We start from the raw sequence: 19,348 nt of genomic DNA on the forward strand, positions 1-19,348 counted from the left end.
TCTTCTATCAATTAAAACGGATATCCAATCGCAATGTTTAGGATTAAATTATCCTTTCTCCAGGCACCGCTTCCGAAATCAATTTTATCAAAAGTCCAGCGATTGCCTTCTTCGTAATAAGGAACTCTAAGTGGCACCGCAAGATCAAGTCTTAAGATAAGAATTGAAAAATCCAATCGAAGACCAACTCCAGCTCCAACTGCAATTTCTTTTGCAAAGTCTTTGGAGAACTTTCCGCCTGGTTTTTCAGGATCTTCATTAAGTAGCCAAACATTTCCGGCATCAGCGAAAACTGCAGCATTCAAAAACTTATAAATATTGGCGCGGTATTCGGCATTCAATTCAAGTTTAATATCTCCCGATTGATCGAAGAAGAAATTTGCTTCTTGATTTCTAGGATCATAACTTCCCGGTCCTAAAGTTCTGGCACGGAATGCACGGACACTATTGCTTCCACCCACAAAAAACTGTTTAACATAAGGCATCGTCGTCGAGTTGCCGTATGGCAAACCAACGCCCACAACTGCTCTGGTCGCAATCGTGCTTTTTTCATTCACCTTTCTATAATAACGGAAATCATGTTCCATTTTCGCATATTGGCTGAACGGAATATTGAACAGTTCTTTTTGTTTGCCTGCTTTGGCATCAGCGCCACTCACCAAACCCGTTATGGTTCCTGCTAAATCTACACTTCCTTTATAATAGAAAGTGTTCTTTTTCGGAAGCATCGTAGTCGTATAGGTATAACTATAAGTCGGTCCGAAAATCAACTGTTTATCTATTACTCGCTGGAGCGAAGGATTTGCTTCAATACCCTTGTCAACATTTCCCGTGATTTGTTCTAAATATTCATCACTTACATTTTGAGGTTTAACCAAAGTCACCTCAATTACTTTTAAATCGTGTTCTTTGCGCTCATTTTCCTTCCAAACATAGCCGAAAGAAGTATTGAAATTATGCAACGTGTATAATTTGGTTCGGCTCAAATATTCATATCCAAGATTAACGTTGGTTCTTGGAACATAGGCGCTTGAAGAATGAAATTTGAACGGCGCCACAATTCTTGGAATTGAAAGTTGGGCATTGGCTCCAAAACGGATAATATTATTCGCATCTTTTGGACCACCAACTTGAATATCGGTCGCGCCATAAATTGAGCCTTTCAATTGTTCTGCACCGCGGAAGAAATTTCGGTTGGTCCAGTTGAGGTTGACTTCTCCACCAGTATAGTTCGCTGAATTGGTTTTTCCTAAAGTTTCCAAACGTAGAGATTGAAATGGTCTTGGCGTTAAAAGATAATATGCATCAAATTTGTGGTTCAAAGAATCTGAAACTACGAATTCGTTTTTTACAAATTTAAAAACACCCAAACTGATAAGTCTGTTCAATGATAAATTATGGTCTTTTCTGTTGTAAAGATCTCCACGATTAAAGTAAAGTGTTCGGTCAAAGATCTTTGGTTTAAATTTATTTTCCGGATCGATGATATAGAGATCATTGTAGACCTTCACCGAATCCGTTTTGTAGGGAACACCGTATTTTCCCAGTTTCACATCATCAATATTATAATCTGCAAAAACGATGGTTTTATTAATAGTAAATTGATCTTTTGCAATTTCTGGCGTGTTCTTTTTCAGTTTGACGAAAAGTTCAACTTTTGGTTCTTTCATTACCGTACTGTCCGCTTGAACAATAATATTATCAGGACTGAAATAATAGAAACCTCGATTTTTTAAGTGTTCATCAATTCTTTGTCTTTCGGCTTTTATCACATCTAAATCAAAATGACTTCCAACTTTTAAGAAGGTTTTGTCTTTAATCGATTGAATCTCAGAATTGATAACGGTTGAATCTTCAGGGAAATTTACTTGACTAATTAAATATCTTGCTCCAGGTCGCACTTTGTAGATGACTTGCGCTTTTTTATTTTTAGCAATCGTGTCAGATGACGCTTTAGCATTAAAGAAACCTTTGTTCTCAGAATAATTAACGATAATCTTTTTATTAAATTCCCGATCTACGTCACCTAATAAAACCGGTTTTTCACCAATTTTATATTTCAGCCAATAGCGAAGTCCTTTTTGCTTTTTTGGTTCTTTGGTAATATTATAAATATAAAGTCGAGGTCTTAATCCTAAAAAAGAAGAGTTTGGTTTTGGCCTTAATTGATCTTGAAGTGCTTCTTTTAAATTAGATTTCTCTTTTTTCGAAAGCGTATCATTTTTAATATTAATTTTTGCACCAGTGTAAAGCATCTGATTTTCTTGTAGGAACTTGGTATTGCTACAAGACGAAATTACAATCGCAAAAGATAATAGTGTTGCTATTTTAAAGGAGTATGTTTTCAATTTTATCATTATTTTGAAGACGTATTTTGTTTTCTAATTTCTTTATTCTTTTTTGATTTTTCAAAAATCTCCCGGAATTTATCGTAATCCAAAGTGATAATGAATCCAATTCCGGTTTCGATAATCTGACCTTGCAGTGCAACCTGATAATCATTTTTACGATAAGCACGCAACATATATCTGCCGTCTTTTGACAAACTGTAATCCAAAGTAATATCGCCAGCAATATTGGTCATCTGCTCCTTTTCACGAGCATCTCCTTCCAAGGCAAAATTATTTCCAACCGTCACTTTTAAACGGTCATCGAATAATCTTTTACTCAAACCAATATTCAAATCAGTTCTTTCATTTTTATTTCCAGTCGAATAATCTTCAGTTGATTCTAAGTCGAAATTGAGTTCAACGCCACCGATTAAGTCTTTTGCCAGATTATTCAATTGTTCTGATAAAATTCGACTCACAGATTGTTTCGCCAAAGTAGAAGCAGATAATCCAGTTTCACTTTGGAAAGGATTTTCGCCAATAAATCTGTTTAGCAATAACAAAGCAAAAACCTGTTTGTTCATTTCAGATTCGTCCCGTCGCAGTTGATCGAGCTTGGCCGTTGTATTATCGATGACTTCTGCCGATACAGAATTGTTTTCCTTGGAAGTCGTAATGTCGAATGTAATAATCGGCTTCATCAGTTCGCCTTTCATCATTAATAAAGTGTTGAAAGGAATTCTTTGTTTGTATTGATTCAACTGATTTCCAGAAACGCCCGTTAATTGTTGCTGCAATAAATCGAGTGGCGCCGCATCGGTTTTATAAACTGCCGTAATATCTAAATTCGCTGTCATCGGTTCGCCAGTCCAGGTGATCGTACTTCCTTTTTCAATCTCAAATTTTCTTTTTAGTAAACTCACCGACATTTCATAAGCTCCTTTTTCAACCTGATAAACTCCGACTAAAGTTGTTTTTCCCGATGGATCAATTCCACCTGTTAATTGTGCTTCTCCTTGAAGTTTTACAAAATCGCCGTTGGCTTTATCGATAATTAAAGAAATTTTTGCTTCTTTATTTACTTCAATATTCACGTTAACATCCATTCCTTTAATCTGGCTTTGGTCTGTCAATGAATCTGCTTTTACGGTTTTCTGTAGCGCAATTTGATCTTGATCGATAAATTCTACAATTCCTTCTCTATCCTCTAAAGAAGGTGAAGATTGCGGTAAAACAAATGTAAAATCTGTTTTATCGGTTACAGCTAAATTTCCATCAACTTGTGGTAAATCTAAATCTCCGCGAATTTTCAGGTCTGCATCAATCGCCAAAACACCGTACATTATTTTGTCATTCTCTTTTTCAGAATCTACGACTTTGAAATTTTTCGCATTCACATCTAAGTTAAAGGCGAAATCTTTATACGTTTTGGTAAGTACCGATCCGTCAATCACAATCGCATTTCCGGATTCATCTTTAATTTTAAAATCATTGAAATCGATTCCACGGTTGGTAAATCTTATTTCATCATTGATATGTTTAAAGCTGCTTCCTAATTGAGTTATTCCTAAACCTACATCATTAAATTTAATTCCACCCAAAACATTTGGCGCATCAGTTTTTCCGCTAATTTTCAAATTTCCGGAGAGAAAGCCTTCTGCATTTTCGATGGCATTCATAGATAATCCTTGAACCGTTTTCATTTGAAGTTGCTTCATGTTGAGGTTCATATCCAAACCACTTGATTTAGTATTGAATGTTCCGCCCAATTTCACATCATTGTCAAAACCAGAAAGTGCGATGTCTGCACGAATTAAATCTGCACTTTGATTACTTGCTTTTATATCTAAATTCCCAACCGGACTGCCGTAAACAAATAGATCGGTCACATCAATATCCGAGGTAAACGTCATATTGTTTTTCAAATCCCGAAGTTGCGCCGTTCCATTAATATTTCCTTTTGCCAAAAGCGAATCTTTTTTAATAAGCTCAGTAATGGTTTCAATTTTGAAATTTTTAAGGTCAATATTGAGCGGACTGTTCGGAACATTGGTTTCCGATTGCACACGAATTTCACTTCCGTTATTTGAAATTGCAAAACTGTTGGCTAAAATTCCGCCGCTGCTTATTTGTAAATAATTCTCTGGCGAAACTTGCCAATTGTCGTAGTTCAGTGTTAAACCATTAGGATTCAACGTGATTTTCGTCAAATCACCGATTTTCTCCACATTTCCAGCAACTAAAAATTGAGTTGTATCTTTTCCATCTTTCGTGGAAGCGTTGTACGTGATAAGGTTATCTTTAACATCGCCATTCAAACTCACTTTCTGAAGCGCCATACTTTCATTTTTAAACTCCGCCAGTTTTACATCGTAAACTAAAGCATCATTCAAATTGTTGATTGATAAAGTACCGCCACTGATTTTGTTGGCACCATAAGTCACTTGCGGAATTTGTCCGTTAATTTCTAGCTTTCGAGAGTCGGCATCATAATTTCCGACCAAAGTGATGGGTTCAAATTCTGTTAATTCAGGAACAAATTTTCTGAGGAGATTATCATCTTTAATTTTTGCATTAAAAGTGAAAAATTGATTCGCATCTATTTTCGCGATTTTCGTTCCTGGTTTTTGATACTGATAGTATTGATTAATGGTATTTTGAAGTGAACCTAGAATCTGAGTCAACTTATATTTTCCATGTAAGTCGATATCTGCAATTTGGGATTTCAAAGTAATTCGATTGCTGTCTGCGGTTGAAACTGCGTTTAGAAAAACTTCCTGCAAAGGAAAAACATCTTTCGTATCAGAAATGGCAAAGTTTTTTAAAGTCAAATAACCGTTGGGTGCATCAGGATTTAAACTGCTAAAATCACCATCTAAATCACCTGCAAGAATCATTTGGTCATCATAGAAACCGAGTTTATTCAAATCTAATTTCCGAATCGTTCCGTTCACTTTAATCGATGGATCTTTATCAGTAAAACTACCTGAAGCCAGTAATTTTAAATTGGCATTTGGATCTTTTGAATCGAGGTTAATCACATAAGCACCGCGATTTACTTTGCCGGTCAGTGCCATATTTTGGTAAGTATAACCGTTGTAGGCAACTGATTTTATATTTCCTTTAATATCAGCATTTGCTTTATTAGGATCGAAACTTTGTCCTTTCACCGCGATTTGTCCGGTAATAGAACCTAAATCTTTATTCTGAATAATCTTGCCGATTTGTAGATTTTGCAAGTTGGCCATAAGATCGTAACGTTCTTGATCCTTTCGTTTCATATCAACAGACGCCCGAATTCCAGCATTTCCTAAAGTGGAAGTGATTTTCAAATTGGTATTAACAATTTGAGTCGTTCCTTTTGCTTTTCCTACAATTTTAAAATAAGAAGGAAGGCTAATATTCGTCGGAATTGTATTTTTCGGAACTAAATTATATATGGTTTTCGCTGATGATGAAAGTTCCCGAACATTTAAATCGTAATAAAGATGATCAGGATCCATCGCATTTTTCACGTTTCCGGAAGCGTGTACTTTTAATTGATCAATTCCTGAAAGTTCCAGATTTTGAATTTGTAAATCGTTCACCGTTCCTTTCAATCTTGTATTTACATTTAAAATAGCATTAGGATATTTATTAAACGGCGCGGTATTTCTAAGGGTTGGAACCAACATTAAAATATCAGAAAAGCCAACTTTAGATTTTTGGATATTGGCGGTGATTTTTACAGCTCCAGGATTTGCAGAAAGTTGTTCAATCGAATTATAATTCAAAACCACTTCATCGCGTAAAATCGTTTTTGAAGTTTGTAAATACAAATCTTTCAAATATGCTTGTTGGTCTTCAAATACAAAATCAGTCTCGAATTTCTGAATATCCAAACCACGACCTTCTTTGATTTCTGCTGATTTTACCTGACCTGCAAAAGTTCCGTCTTTCATTTTGAAATCAGAAAGTTCCAGATTCATTTTAGAAAAATTCAGATGATTGAAATCCATCCCACTTCTGGTAGGAGCAATCGCTGTATTATCGTAAACAACTTTTACATCATCCAGAATTAATTTATTGAGCAAAAGCGCTAATGAGGTGTCGTTGGAATTTGGAGTTGTTTCCGTTTTCTTTGGATTGGCATTTTGAGCCGGCAGAAATAATTTAGCATTAATGTCTGCGCCTTTTAGATAAAGATTCTCGACTCCAAAATCACTTTTTTCTAAATCGAGTTTACTGATTTTGGTGCTGAGTTCCTTGAAAATAACTTTAGCAAAAGTCTTGGTGTTGTCATCACCGTAGTCGATGTTGAAATTGGTGAGTTTAATTTTATTTAAACCTAATTTTAAAGGACTTTGTTTTTGTAGAGAATCTACTTTTTTTTCCACTTTATCGGTAACTTCTTCAAGCAAATCCTGTTTCAATTTCAAACGCAATCCATCCATATTGATGTCATTCATGGCGTAAGAATTCTTTTCAAGATCGAAGGTTTTTACCCTGGTGTCAAAAGATTTGAAATAAAGATTGATGTCATTTCGGGATTGATTATCGATAAATGAAATACCGATATCTTTTAATTTGATTTTATCTAAAGAAATAATAAATGGTTTCGACGGCGTTTCTTCTTCATCTTTGGTAGCAAAAGCATCTAAAATATAATCGAAATTAAAAGTGCCATTTTCATTGCGAATGACATTTGCTTTCACACCTTGCAAATCAACGGAGGTAATGTCAGCCGTGTTATTAAGGAGTTTTGGAATATTTAAACCAACATCTAATTTTCTAGCAAAAAGAAGCGTGTCGACTTTCTGACCTTGCAGATAAAGATTTTCCATCACCAAACTATTCGGGAAGCCGACATAAACCCGGTCTAAACTCACTTTGGTTTTTATCTTTTTTTCGAGATAATTCACCAATTTTCCTTTGGCAAAATTCTGGACAGATGGCAATTGTAAACTTAAAACCAAAACAATCACCAACACCAATAATGATGCGATGAAGATTCCAGTATATTTTAAAATCTTTTTATAAATATTCACAAGGGTAAATTAGAATTTGACAGTAATGCAAAAATACATTTTCTTTATTACAGCGTCTTTAAAAACTATTTTTTAACAGGCTGAAACTTGTATTTTGAAACAAATTGATTTCACATCAATTTTTATTCCTAAAATCTACTAATGAAAAGAAAGACATTGCTTTATAAAAGAACAACTTAATAATTCTAATATTGTTTATATTAAACTATTATTTCTTTGTAAAAAGAGAGTTAAATTGCAATAAGTACAAAGGTTTAATTTTTCAGACTACATTTCCGGAAACGTTTTGGTGGAAACAATGGTTTTGCTATAAAAAATCAAATTTTGCAAAAGATGTAGGATATTGGATTCTATTTTAAAGCTTTTTTTAACTAAAGCCATATATTTGTAAAAATTTGAGCATGAAAATTCTAATTCTTAATGGACCTAATCTAAATTTACTTGGAACGCGTGAACCCGAAATTTACGGAACTGTTTCAATGGATGATTACGTAATAAATTTGAGGACAGAATTTCCTCAGCATGAAATTTTCTCTGATCAGTCAAATGTCGAAGGGGAGCTTATAAATCGGCTTCAAAAAAATGATTTTGATGCCTTGATCATTAATCCGGGTGCTTTTACTCATTATTCTTATGCGATTGCTGATTGCCTGAAAAATATTTCTAAACCAAAGATTGAAGTTCATATTAGTAATATTTACAAAAGAGAAGAATTCCGCCAAAAGTCTGTTACCGCAGTAAATACAGATGGGGTGATAAGTGGGTTTGGAATGAAGGGTTACTTTCTAGCGATTTCAAGTTTAAGTTCTAAATAGTGTGTTAAGCTGGAAAAGAAAGCTCAATCTATTTTCTAGTTTTGGTACTCTTCATATTCGTTCCATTGTGATTCATCGAAGGAATTGCTGTCTTCCGCTAGTAAATCTGCTTCTCTTTCCAGATATTCTTTCATGGTAAACGTAACCTTGTCTTTCAGCTGTTCTTTTGCTAATTTCCTGGTCATCGCTTTGTCGATTACTGTAAATCGCTGTCCTAATCTGCGGGCAGCATAAGCTCTCATTCCCGTCGCTTTTAAAATATCAACAGCCATATTTACCGCAGTTCCGAGGGTTTCTCTGTAAATGTCATCCACACCATTGTTGATAAAGTCATACGCATCTGAACGATTTTTCGCTCTTACGAAAATTTTCATCTGAGGGAAGTTTTCTCTGGCGTATTCCAATATAAATTTATTTTTTTCTGGACTGTCTAAACATAAGATGAGTAAATCTGCAGTCTCTGCGCCTGCGGAGCGGAGAATCCCAGGTTTTGCAGCGTCACCGAAGTAAACTTTAAATCCATTCGATCTTAATAAATTAACCCGTTCAGGATCATTGTCCAAGACGGTCGCAGTGATTCCATTCACACGCAGTAATCGTCCTACCGTACTTCCAAAATGCCCAAAACCAACGATGATTATTTTTTGCATTTTGATTGGTGTGTCCAGTTCCTCAGGTTCTTTTTTTATGTTGTGAGTCCTGGGCTCAATAAATTTTTCATTAATAATAAGAAGGATTGGTGTGACACACATCGTAATCGCAGTTATGGCCATTAATTGTGCATTTAATTTTGGATCCAGTAAGTAGAGGTTAGTTGAATAGTTGATAAGTACAAAAGCAAATTCGCCAATCTGCGCAAGCCCAAATGCTACTAAGAAATTCTGATGTAGTTTTAATTTAAAGAACTTTCCAACACCCATTAAAACACCAAATTTTACAATCAGTACTACTACGGTGGTCGTAAAAATAAACATGGGGTCTTCCATGATGACGAAAAAGTTAATTGTGGCGCCTACACTAACAAAGAAGACTGCTAAAAGCAACCCTTTGAAGGGATCGATTTGACTTTCCAGCTCATGACGAAATTCGCTTGTTGCCAACATAACGCCTGCAATAAAAGCGCCTAAAGCTGCACTGAGACCAACAGAATTCATTAATTCAGAAACTCCAATCACCAAAAAAAGAGAAGAAGCAGTCAACAGTTCATTCATTCCTGATCTCGAAACGTATCTTAAAAAAGGAACGAAAATATAGCGACCCAAAATAATCAATGCTGCAATACCTAAAATAATAGAAAATGGCTGCAGCCAATCGGGTAGCAACTGCAAAAGGATTTGATTCTCATTTTTCTCTGATTGCTGTGCAATAACCGGTAATAATGCTAATATCGGAATCACTGCAATATCCTGAAAGAGTAGAATAGAGAAAGAAGCCTCGCCAACTTCTGTTCGGAAAATGTTTTTTTCTTTTAGGGTTTGCAAAACAATCGCTGTAGAGGACATTCCAAAACATAAAGCTGCAACCAGCGCTTTGTCTGTACGCCAACCGGCCCAATAAAAAATTAGAAAGAGTATGGATATCGTGAAAGCCATTTGCCCAAGACCCATTCCAATAATTTTTTTCCTGATAACCCAGAATTTTTTCGGTTCAATTTCTAATCCCACCAAAAAAAGCAACATAATAACACCAAATTCTGTGGCGTCCATAATATCTTTGGAATCATTTCCAGTAAGTTTTAATCCAAAGGGGCCGATGATTATTCCACCCAAAATAAATCCGATCACCGAGCTTAAGCCCAGTTTACGAACCAGTGGAACCATAATAATTGCAGCTCCCAAAAATATTAAGGCAGTTTGTGCCAATGATGCTTCAGCCATTATGTATTTAAGCTTTTTATAATTTTAGCGGTAATTTCTTTTAATTGATCCTCCTCCAGATCATCTGCTTCATAGACTGCTATAATTTCTTTAATTTCAATGCCGTTTACTTCTAGAGAGAGCATAAGTGTTTTCATCAACTCCTTGATCGTAGTATGGTAAAGGCCGTCTTTCTGATAATTTTCTGCGCTCGCGCCAATAGTCACAATGATAATGGCATCTTTATTATTTAAAGGATGCTTACTTTCTGCTTTCCAGCTCATATCAAAAACTTCATCAATCCAAAGTTTCAATAAGGGAGGAAGTCCAAACCAAATAAGCGGAAAATGAAAAACCAACCGCTCAAATTCTTTGATTCTTTTCCGTTCGCGGAACGTCAAAATGTGAAAATCAGGATATTCTTCGTATAAATCTTTAAAAATCAAATCATCCGAAGTGCTATACGCTTTGATCAACTCTAAATTTGTTGAAGAGTATTCGAAATAGGGGTGGGCAAAGATGGCAAGCGTTTTTTTCACAAAAATATTATTTCCCTAAAAATACTGAAAAATTTAAAAAATAATCTATTGTATGCAGGAAATCTTTATTATTTTTGAATATGGTGCAATTAAAAGTGGATACGAAAGAGGGTAAAAGAGAGTTTTTAAACTTTCCAGCACGTTTGTTCTCCAAGGATAAAAATTACATTCGACCATTAGATCAGGATATTGAAAAGATTTTTGACCCGAAAAAGAACAAGTTTTTCAAATTGGGTGAATGTGAGAGGTATCTCTTTAAGAATGAAAAAGGAGAAACTGTTGGAAAAATTGCCGTTTTTATTAATAAAAAGTACAAGCAGAGCCAACTCACTGGGGGAATTGGTTTTTTTGATTGTATTGATGATCAGAAAGTCGCAGATTTTATATTTGATTTCTGTAAAGATTGGCTTCAGCAAAAAGGTATGGAGGCCATGGATGGACCCATTAATTTTGGAGAGCGAGATCAGTTTTGGGGCTTGCTGATTGAAGGTTTTTCTGAACCTTTATACGCTATGAATTATAATCCGCCTTATTATAAAAACCTTTTTGAAAACTATGGTTTTGAAATCTTTTTCAACCAATTGTGTTTTGGTAGGAAAATTCATGATCCTGTGGCTCAGAATTTTATGGATATGCACGAGCGGATTTCTAAAAATGAAAACATTACTGCAAAGCCATTAAAAATTAAGTATTTAAACAAATTTGCGGAGGATTTCGCAGAGGTTTACAATAAAGCATGGGCAAGCCATGGTGAAGGAAAACAATTTACCACTACCCAAACTCTAAAATTATTTAATAATTTGAAGCCTGTTATTAATGAGCATATATCATGGTTCGTTTATGAAAATGAAAAACCAATTGCTTTTTGGATGAATATTCCCGATTTAAATCAATGGTTTAAATTCTTTAACGGTAAGTTTGGTATTTTGCAGAAAATTGCTTTTCTAATCATTAAAAAGTTTCGAAAGAACAGAAAAATGGTTGGGTTGGTTTTTGGGATTGTCCCCGAATGGCAACGTAAAGGAATCGATGGATTTTTAATCTGGGAAGGGACCAAGCATTTCAAAGAGACTACTGATTTTGAAGATTATGAAATGCAGTGGATCGGTGATTTTAATCCGAAGATGATAAAAATTGCGAAAAATTTAGAAACTTCAGTTTCTAGAAAATTGGCAACCTACCGATATCTTTTTGATCGGGAAAAGGAATTTGAGAAACATAAAGTTTTGTAATATTTATGCCTCCATATTATTAAACTTTACATCGCGTATACTTAAGAAGTAAGTTACATTGCCTTTCCAATGATTTTCTTCAGCGGTAAAGGCGATATCAAAACGTTTTTGTCGAAAGTCATCTGCATACTTACCTAGTTTAAAACCAATGCATTCAATGTTTTTGCCAGTTGATTCCTGGCGGATAAAAAACTTAAGATGGCTATTGTCTTTTCCCATAATTTTCACATATCCTGCAACTTTTACATTCTTCAATACTAGCACAGGTTTCATATTATCGGGACCGAAAGGCGCCAATTTGCGATGAAAATTAAAGAAATCTTTATTCAGATCATCAATCTCAACTACAGAATCTATCGTTATGCTTGGCTCGATCTGATGTTCCTGAATTTTTGCAGCAACTACTTTTTCAAACTTTTCTTTGAATAATTCAAATTTATCTTTTTCCATAGATAATCCTGCTGCTGCGGGATGACCACCAAATTTCAAAAACAGATCAGAGCACATTTCTAAAGCATGGTGAACATCAAAATCAGCGACCGATCTTGCAGAAGCAACGATTTCACCATTGTTACCATCTGCGAAAACGAGCGTCGGTTTATAATAGGTTTCAATTAAACGAGAAGCAACAATCCCGATAACTCCTTTATTCCAGTTTGGACCATAAACTACCGTACTGAAGTTCTTGAGTTGTCCAGTGGTTTCTACCTGTAATAAGGCTTCTGTGGTACTACTCATATCCATTTCTCGTCTGGAATCGTTAAGGTTTATGATGTCGTTTACGATTTGATGAGCATGTTTAAGGTTATCAGAAACCATTAATTCTACCGCAGCCTTTCCTTGAGAAATGCGACCGGCAGCGTTTATCTTAGGTGCAATTTCAAAAACAATATTTGAGATTTCGAAAGTGGCTAATTTATCTTCTGGAATGAGCATTCTTAAACCGAGATTTCGAGTTTTTCGTAATACTTTTAAACCTTGTTTTGCTAAAACTCGATTTTCACCGCTCATCGACACAATATCGGCCGCAATAGAAATTGCGAGTAGATCCGTTAATTCGAAAAGTTCCGCTTCCGGTATTTTATAGATGGTGTTTAGGCCTTGACAAAGCTTAAAGCCTACGCCACAACCAGAAAGTTCTTTAAATGGATAGCGGCAGTCTTTTCGCTTAGGATCCAGAACTGCAACCGCTGCCGGTATTTCTTCACCAGGTAAATGATGATCACATATAATAAAGTCAACTCCAAATTTTTTCGCGTACTCAATTTTATCTAATGCTTTAATACCGCAATCGAGCGCAATAATCACGGAATATCCATTTTTGCTTGCGTAATCAATCCCTTCCTCCGAAATTCCGTATCCTTCAATATTTCTATCAGGGATATAGTATTCTAAATATTTTCTTTCAACGATTTTGCTGAGATACAAGTAAACTAGGGCAACAGCAGTAGTTCCATCAACATCATAATCACCATATACCATGATTTTTTCGCCATTTTCGATCGCTGTTGCGATTCGATCTACGGCAAGTTGCATATCCTTCATTAAAAAAGGATTGTGAATATCGTTGAGGTTTGGTTTAAAGAACTCGCGGGCTTTTTGGTAATTATCAATACCACGAAGGACTAAAATTTTGGATTCAAATGTTCCAAAACCCAGGGAGGAGCTTATTGCGTCCACGGTATCCTCATCTGGTGCGGCTTTGTAAATCCATTTTTGACTCATAATGTTACAAAAATAGGAAAAATTTGTGAGCTCATAACTTGTTGAACAGGTGCAGAAAATCAAAAATAGGTCAAATGTAAAAGTTTGATTTTTTCCGGTTAATATTATTAATAGAATTAGCTTTTTATTATGGAAACTGAATTTATTTATGATAATTATTAAATAATCATAAAATAAAAAATAATTTTCAACACTGATAATCAGTAGGTTATGTATTTTGTAAAATTAATTATCAATTTCTAAATCTAAATTTTATTCTACGTCGTAGTTATTAATAGAACCTTATTAATCAACAAATAAAATAGTATGGAAAAAACAGTACATGTGTCCAATAAAGGTGCAACCTTGGATACGAGCAGAAGAAACTTCTTAAAGTTAGGGGGCGTAGGTCTAATGGTTGCCGGCCTTACCATCGCAGGATGTAGAGAAGATGATTACCAATTTCCGATGGATGATGTTTTCGATTTAGGGAAAGGAGATTTAGGGATTCTTAATTATGCCTACGCATTAGAGCAGTTAGAGGCAGACTTTTATACCAAAGTAGTCAATAATTTTTATAGAGGAATTAACGATGAAGAAAGACAACTATTCACCGATATCTATCATCATGAAGTAATACACCGAGACTTTTTCAAAGCTGCAATTAGCGGTGCTACGAGCAGTATTTTACCAAAGCTCGAATTTAAATATGATGGAGTAGATTTTAACAGTAGAGACTCTATTTTAGCAACATCCAAAGCATTGGAAGATACTGGAGTTGCAGCATACAATGGTGCTGGTAAATATATTAGTAACCTGGATTATTTAGTTATCGCAGGAAAAATAGTTTCTGTTGAGGCAAGACACGCCTCTGCAATCAGAAATATAATTAATCCAGGATCGGGTGATTTTTCTGGTGACGATGTAATCGATGTTAATGGACTTGATTTGGCTAAAGACCCAAAAGATATTGTGAAAATTGCCGGCGGATTTATCAAGACGCCTTTCACTTGGAAAGAACAGGGGATCGGTTAATCGCGACGTTTTTAAATTATTAATTAAAAAAAAGAAATTATTATGAACTTACTTAATATATTAGATAAACTGTCAGATGATCAGTTTTTCACTAAAATGACTTCCCGTTCCGAAGGACTTTCAGATATTGCCAATTTCGGCAGGAAAGCTGCAATTGCTAGTATTCCGCTTGGATTAGGATCGTTTATGGCGACATCTGCAAAAGCGGAAACCACAAAAGATTCTGTTTCTGCAGCTTCTGATTTAATTGGTGCTTTGCAGTTAGCATTAACTTTAGAGTATCTTGAAGATGAATATTATAGAACAGGATTGGCAAAATCAGGATTAATTCCCGCTGGCGATAAAGTTGTTTTTCAACAGATCAGCAAACATGAAACGGCTCATGTTGCATTTCTAAAAGCGACTTTAAGTTCATTGGGGACCAGTCCTGGATCCAAACCAACATTTGATTTTACCGTCGGTGGTACTTTTCAACCGTTTGATGACTATCAGCAATTTATGATTTTAGCGCAAGCTTTTGAAGACACGGGAGTAAGAGCATACAAAGGGCAGGCTGGAAATGTAGCTTCTAATAAAGGGGTGTTGCAAGCGGCATTACAAATTCATTCTGTAGAGGCAAGACACGCTTCCCAAGTTCGTAGAATGCGCGCGAATAAAGGATGGATAGAGTTAAAAGATGGAGGTAGAATGCCAGCCGAGACTGACGCGGTTTATGCTGGTGAGGAAAACATTATGCAAGCTGGTTTTAATACCTCTTCATTATTTGGTGCGCCAGCAGGATCCGCCTCTTTTGATGAAATACTATCAGGAGACGATGCTTCAGCGATTGCGCGTTTGTTCATTGTATAATGAAGTCCGTTATTAATAACCTTGCCCATATTTAAAAGGAGCATTGTTCTAGTTATAGTAAAGAAAAAGCCGTTCAGTAATTTGAACGGCTTTTTCTTTATTAAAATAGGTGACTAATTCTAAGAATACATTTGCTGTTGTAATTCTTTTACTTTTTTGTCTTCTAAATATTCATCGTACGTCATTTCGCGATCGATAATTCCTTTCGGCGTCAATTCCACAACACGGTTACATACTGTTTGCAACATTTCGTGGTCATGAGAAGAAAGTAAAATATTTCCTTTAAAATTCACTAAGGAATTATTTAAAGTGGTAATACTTTCTAGATCCAGATGATTGGTAGGTTCGTCCAATAATAGAACATTGGCTCTTTGCAACATCATGCGGCTAAACATGCAACGCATCTTCTCACCTCCTGAAAGGACGGTGCAGGACTTAAGTGCTTCATCACCAGAGAATAGCATTTTCCCCAGAAAACCTCGCATATATTCTTCGTGACGTTCTTCATCATTTTTTGTAAACTGTCTTAGCCAATCTACTAAACTGATATTTTCCTGAAAGAAACTCGCATTATCCAAAGGCATGTAAGATTGATTGGTTGTAATTCCCCAATTGAATTCTCCTTTATCAGCTTCAACGTTACCGCTTAAGATTTGAAAGAATTCTGTAATCGCCAAAGAGTTTTTAGAAATAATCGCTACTTTATCTCCTTTCTTTAAATTTAAGTCAATTTTTGAGAAAAGCAATTCCCCATCTTTTGTTTTTTCTAATCCTTTAATTTCAAGAATTTGGTCACCTGCTTCACGTTCCGTATCAAAAATAATTGCCGGATAACGTCTGGAAGATGGTTTAATATCTTCGATATTCAGCTTATCGATCATTTTTTTACGTGCAGTTGCCTGTTTTGCTTTCGCCACGTTGGAGGAAAATCGTGCGATAAAATCCTGTAGTTCTTTTTTCTTGTCTTCTGCCTTTTTATTAGCCTGTTGTCTTTGTCTTGTCGCAAGTTGAGATGCCTGATACCAAAAAGAATAATTCCCTGTATAAAGATTTAATTTTGCATAATCTAAATCTCCAATATGGGTACAAACGGTATCAAGGAAGTGACGGTCATGCGAAACAACAATTACGGTGTTTTCGTAAGTAGATAAGAAATCTTCTAACCAAGCGATCGTCTCAATGTCCAGGTCATTGGTAGGTTCATCAAGAATTAAAACATCTGGATTACCAAATAGAGCCTGTGCTAAAAGTGCTTTTACTTTATTTTGATTTTCTAACTCGCTCATCATCTGGTAATGCATTTCATCTTTGATGCCTACGTTAGAAAGCATCGTCATCGCATCCGATTCAGAGTTCCAGCCTCCCATTTCATCATAAAGAACGCCTAATTCTCCTGCTTTAATACCGTCTGCATCAGAGAAATCTTCTTTTGCATAAAGGTTATCCATTTCAGTTTTTATTTCAAAAAGCTTTTGATTACCTCTTAATACAGTTTCTAGCACGGTAAAATTATCGTAGGCAAAGTGATCTTGCTCTAATACTGACATTCTTTTTCCAGGTTCCAAGGATACGGATCCGCTGGTAGGATCTTGCTGACCCGTTAATATTTTTAGAAAGGTAGATTTACCTGCACCATTGGCGCCAATAATTCCGTAGCAATTTCCTTTGCTAAACATGATATTTACCTCGTCAAAAAGTACTCTTTTTCCGAATTGTAAAGATAAATTAGATACTGTTAACATATAGTTTTGTAAATTTGATGCAAAATTACGAAAAGAAATTGGGTTTACGAGTATCTATTAAATCGACCTAGATTTACCGATTGGTTGCTTTTTCCAAATTTCTACTCCCAAAATTTTAAAGTGTCTTGTTAAAATTATATAATATTTAACATTTCCGAAATTATTTAAATCCAAAGATTATGAAGATTGAAAAATCAATCGCAATTTTTAATAAACGAGCTCGTTTTGAATATGAAATTTCAGAAGAGATCGAAGCAGGCATGGTACTTACCGGCACAGAGATTAAATCATTGAGGTCTTCTAAAGCAAGCATCACCGAATCCTTTTGCCAGTTTATTGATGGGGAGTTATATATTATCAATATGATGATTGATGAGTATAAATTAGGAACTTTTTATAATCACAAAACAAAAAGGGAACGGAAATTGTTGTTGCACAAAAGAGAATTGCAGAAGTTTGAAAAAAAACTCAAAGATGTTGGGAATACAATCATTCCTTTAAAGTTATATATTAATGAAAAGGGGAAAGCAAAAATCCTTATTGCACTCGGTAGAGGTAAAAAACTTTTCGATAAAAGGGAGGGTATCAAAGACAGAGAAAACAAACGAAATCTCGACAGAATATTAAAGAAAAGTTAAAAAAAGAAGACAAATCTTTGTTTATAAAGAAAATTTATATTTATTTTGCATTATCAATTATTTAATCATTTAATTCTATGAAAAATCTAAAATTAGGAATTTCAGTATTAGCTCTTACTATAGGCTCTACTGTTTTCGCTCAGACTACCAGCAACCCGTGGTTAATCGGTGTTGGTGCTCATGGAGTAAATCACGTTGCCGGTGGAGGTAATGCTGGGAATGTACTCTCAACAGCTGTCGGTGGAACTGATCAAGGTCAATTGTACAACATTAACAATTTTACAATTACACCTCCACTTTCAAAATTAACAGTTGCTAGAAACTTAAGCAAGTTTTTAGTTCTAGACTGGCAAACTTCCGTAGGGAATGTTGATAACAAAAAATTAGGTATGGGAAAAGAATTTTTCCTAATGACTGGTTTAGGTCTTCAATTGAAAGCCAATGGATTTTGGAATGAAGAATCTTGGTTTGATCCATATGTAAGAGTTGGTGCAAACTACTTGAGACATGATTATACAGGTCAAGCTAACGCAGTGAAATCTGATGGTACAAACATTGGTGCTGACCACTTTGCTTTAGCAACAGGTCTAGGATCTAATTTCTGGATTACTAAAAACTTCGGTTTAGGTATTCAAGGTGATTACGTATCTACGCCAACTGATAAATCAACAGCTGCTAACTTTTGGCAAGCATCTGCTTCATTATTATTTAGATTTGGAAATACTGACAAAGATAAAGATGGAATCTTAGATAAAGATGACAGATGTCCAGATACTCCAGGTTTAGCAGAATTCCAAGGTTGTCCAGATACTGATGGAGACGGAATTCCTGACATTGATGATCAATGTCCAGATGTTGCAGGTCCAGTTGAAAACAACGGATGTCCTTGGCCAGATACTGACGGAGACGGTGTTGTTGATAAAGACGATGCTTGTGTAGATGTTGCAGGTCCAGCTGAAAACAATGGTTGTCCTTGGCCAGATACTGACGGAGACGGAGTATTAGACAAAGATGATGCTTGTCCTACCGTTTTCGGTCTTGCTCAATACAATGGTTGTCCTAAACCTAAATCTGTTACTGCTACTGAAGTAGAAGGAGAATTGAAAAATATTTATTTCGATTTCGACAAATCTACAATCACTGCTGAATCAGGTGCAAGATTAGACGCTGCTGCAACGCTTATCAAAACTGACGGAGGTAATTACTTACTAGAAGGTCAAACTGATAAAAAAGGTGCTGAGGCTTATAACTTAGACTTATCTAGAAGAAGAGCTGCTGCTGTAGTTACTGCTTTAGATTCAAGAGGTGTTGATGCTACTGCACTTAAATCAATCGGAGTTGGAGAAGCGAAAGCTGTAGTTCCAGAAACTGCTTCTAACTCAGAAAGACAACAAGATAGAAAAGTTGTAGTAAGAGCTATTGAAGACGCAACAGAATGGGCTACTTTCAAAAAGCACGACGTTGAAGTTAAAAAAGCTGCTAAAAAAACAACAACTAAAAAAAGAAAATAATTAATTAATTATTATTCTGAATATTTAAACACCCTCAATTTGAGGGTGTTTTTTTGTTAACAAATTTGTA

12 protein-coding genes are annotated in these 19,348 nt (G+C 35.4%); 6 read left to right on the top strand and 6 right to left on the bottom strand.

What is annotated here, in order from left to right; all coding sequences use genetic code 11:
* Positions 1 to 11: 11 nt before the first annotated feature.
* Positions 12 to 2,357, bottom strand: coding sequence for a BamA/TamA family outer membrane protein (locus FNJ88_RS09140; protein ID WP_143852831.1), 2,346 nt, complete (start codon positions 2,355 to 2,357; stop codon positions 12 to 14).
* Positions 2,357 to 7,351, bottom strand: coding sequence for a translocation/assembly module TamB domain-containing protein (locus FNJ88_RS09145; RefSeq protein WP_228414618.1), 4,995 nt, complete (start codon positions 7,349 to 7,351; stop codon positions 2,357 to 2,359). The genes FNJ88_RS09140 and FNJ88_RS09145 overlap by 1 nt, the downstream gene beginning before the upstream one ends.
* A gap of 407 nt (positions 7,352 to 7,758) precedes the next feature.
* On the opposite strand from FNJ88_RS09145, the gene FNJ88_RS09150 reads away from it, so the two are divergent.
* Complete coding sequence (locus FNJ88_RS09150; RefSeq protein ID WP_143852832.1) at positions 7,759 to 8,172, top strand: type II 3-dehydroquinate dehydratase; 414 nt, start codon at positions 7,759 to 7,761, stop codon at positions 8,170 to 8,172.
* Positions 8,173 to 8,207: 35 nt separating this feature from the next.
* On the opposite strand, the gene FNJ88_RS09155 is transcribed toward FNJ88_RS09150, so the two are convergent.
* Both FNJ88_RS09155 and FNJ88_RS09160 read right to left on the bottom strand, forming a co-directional pair.
* Positions 8,208 to 10,049, bottom strand: a complete 1,842-nt coding sequence (locus FNJ88_RS09155; RefSeq protein ID WP_143852833.1) for a cation:proton antiporter — start codon at positions 10,047 to 10,049, stop codon at positions 8,208 to 8,210.
* The gene (locus tag FNJ88_RS09160) at positions 10,049 to 10,567 is read right to left on the bottom strand and encodes an NAD(P)H-dependent oxidoreductase (RefSeq protein ID WP_143852834.1); all 519 of its coding nucleotides are present in this window, start codon (positions 10,565 to 10,567) and stop codon (positions 10,049 to 10,051) included. Before FNJ88_RS09160 ends, FNJ88_RS09155 begins: the two co-directional genes overlap by 1 nt.
* A gap of 95 nt (positions 10,568 to 10,662) precedes the next feature.
* Between FNJ88_RS09160 and FNJ88_RS09165 the strand changes: the two genes are divergently transcribed.
* Entirely contained in the window at positions 10,663 to 11,799 is a 1,137-nt protein-coding gene (locus FNJ88_RS09165; RefSeq protein ID WP_317132170.1) for a hypothetical protein, read from the top strand.
* Between the two features lie 3 nt (positions 11,800 to 11,802).
* Here the strand turns inward: FNJ88_RS09165 and recJ are convergent, their stop codons facing one another.
* Positions 11,803 to 13,524 (bottom strand): single-stranded-DNA-specific exonuclease RecJ, encoded by a 1,722-nt coding sequence (gene recJ, locus FNJ88_RS09170; protein WP_143852836.1) that lies wholly within the window; start codon positions 13,522 to 13,524, stop codon positions 11,803 to 11,805.
* 306 nt (positions 13,525 to 13,830) lie between these two features.
* Between recJ and FNJ88_RS09175 the strand changes: the two genes are divergently transcribed.
* Both FNJ88_RS09175 and FNJ88_RS09180 read left to right on the top strand, forming a co-directional pair.
* Positions 13,831 to 14,538, top strand: coding sequence for a ferritin-like domain-containing protein (locus FNJ88_RS09175; RefSeq protein ID WP_143852837.1), 708 nt, complete (start codon positions 13,831 to 13,833; stop codon positions 14,536 to 14,538).
* Between the two features lie 42 nt (positions 14,539 to 14,580).
* On the top strand, positions 14,581 to 15,387 hold the full coding sequence (locus FNJ88_RS09180) for a ferritin-like domain-containing protein (protein ID WP_143852838.1): 807 nt from the start codon (positions 14,581 to 14,583) through the stop codon (positions 15,385 to 15,387).
* A gap of 119 nt (positions 15,388 to 15,506) precedes the next feature.
* Here FNJ88_RS09180 and FNJ88_RS09185 read toward each other — a convergent pair whose 3' ends face one another.
* Positions 15,507 to 17,129 carry an ABC-F family ATP-binding cassette domain-containing protein gene (locus FNJ88_RS09185; protein ID WP_143852839.1) on the bottom strand — a complete coding sequence of 541 codons (1,623 nt, stop codon included), beginning with the start codon at positions 17,127 to 17,129 and terminating at the stop codon, positions 15,507 to 15,509.
* A 179-nt stretch (positions 17,130 to 17,308) separates the two neighbouring features.
* On the opposite strand from FNJ88_RS09185, the gene smpB reads away from it, so the two are divergent.
* Together smpB and FNJ88_RS09195 are read left to right on the top strand one after the other, a co-directional pair.
* Complete coding sequence (smpB, locus tag FNJ88_RS09190) at positions 17,309 to 17,767, top strand: SsrA-binding protein SmpB (RefSeq protein WP_143852840.1); 459 nt, start codon at positions 17,309 to 17,311, stop codon at positions 17,765 to 17,767.
* A 77-nt stretch (positions 17,768 to 17,844) separates the two neighbouring features.
* Entirely contained in the window at positions 17,845 to 19,278 is a 1,434-nt protein-coding gene (locus FNJ88_RS09195; protein ID WP_143852841.1) for an OmpA family protein, read from the top strand.
* The last annotated feature ends 70 nt before the right edge of the window (positions 19,279 to 19,348 follow it).

This window comes from Chryseobacterium sp. SNU WT5 (assembly GCF_007362475.1).
Classification (GTDB): domain Bacteria; phylum Bacteroidota; class Bacteroidia; order Flavobacteriales; family Weeksellaceae; genus Kaistella.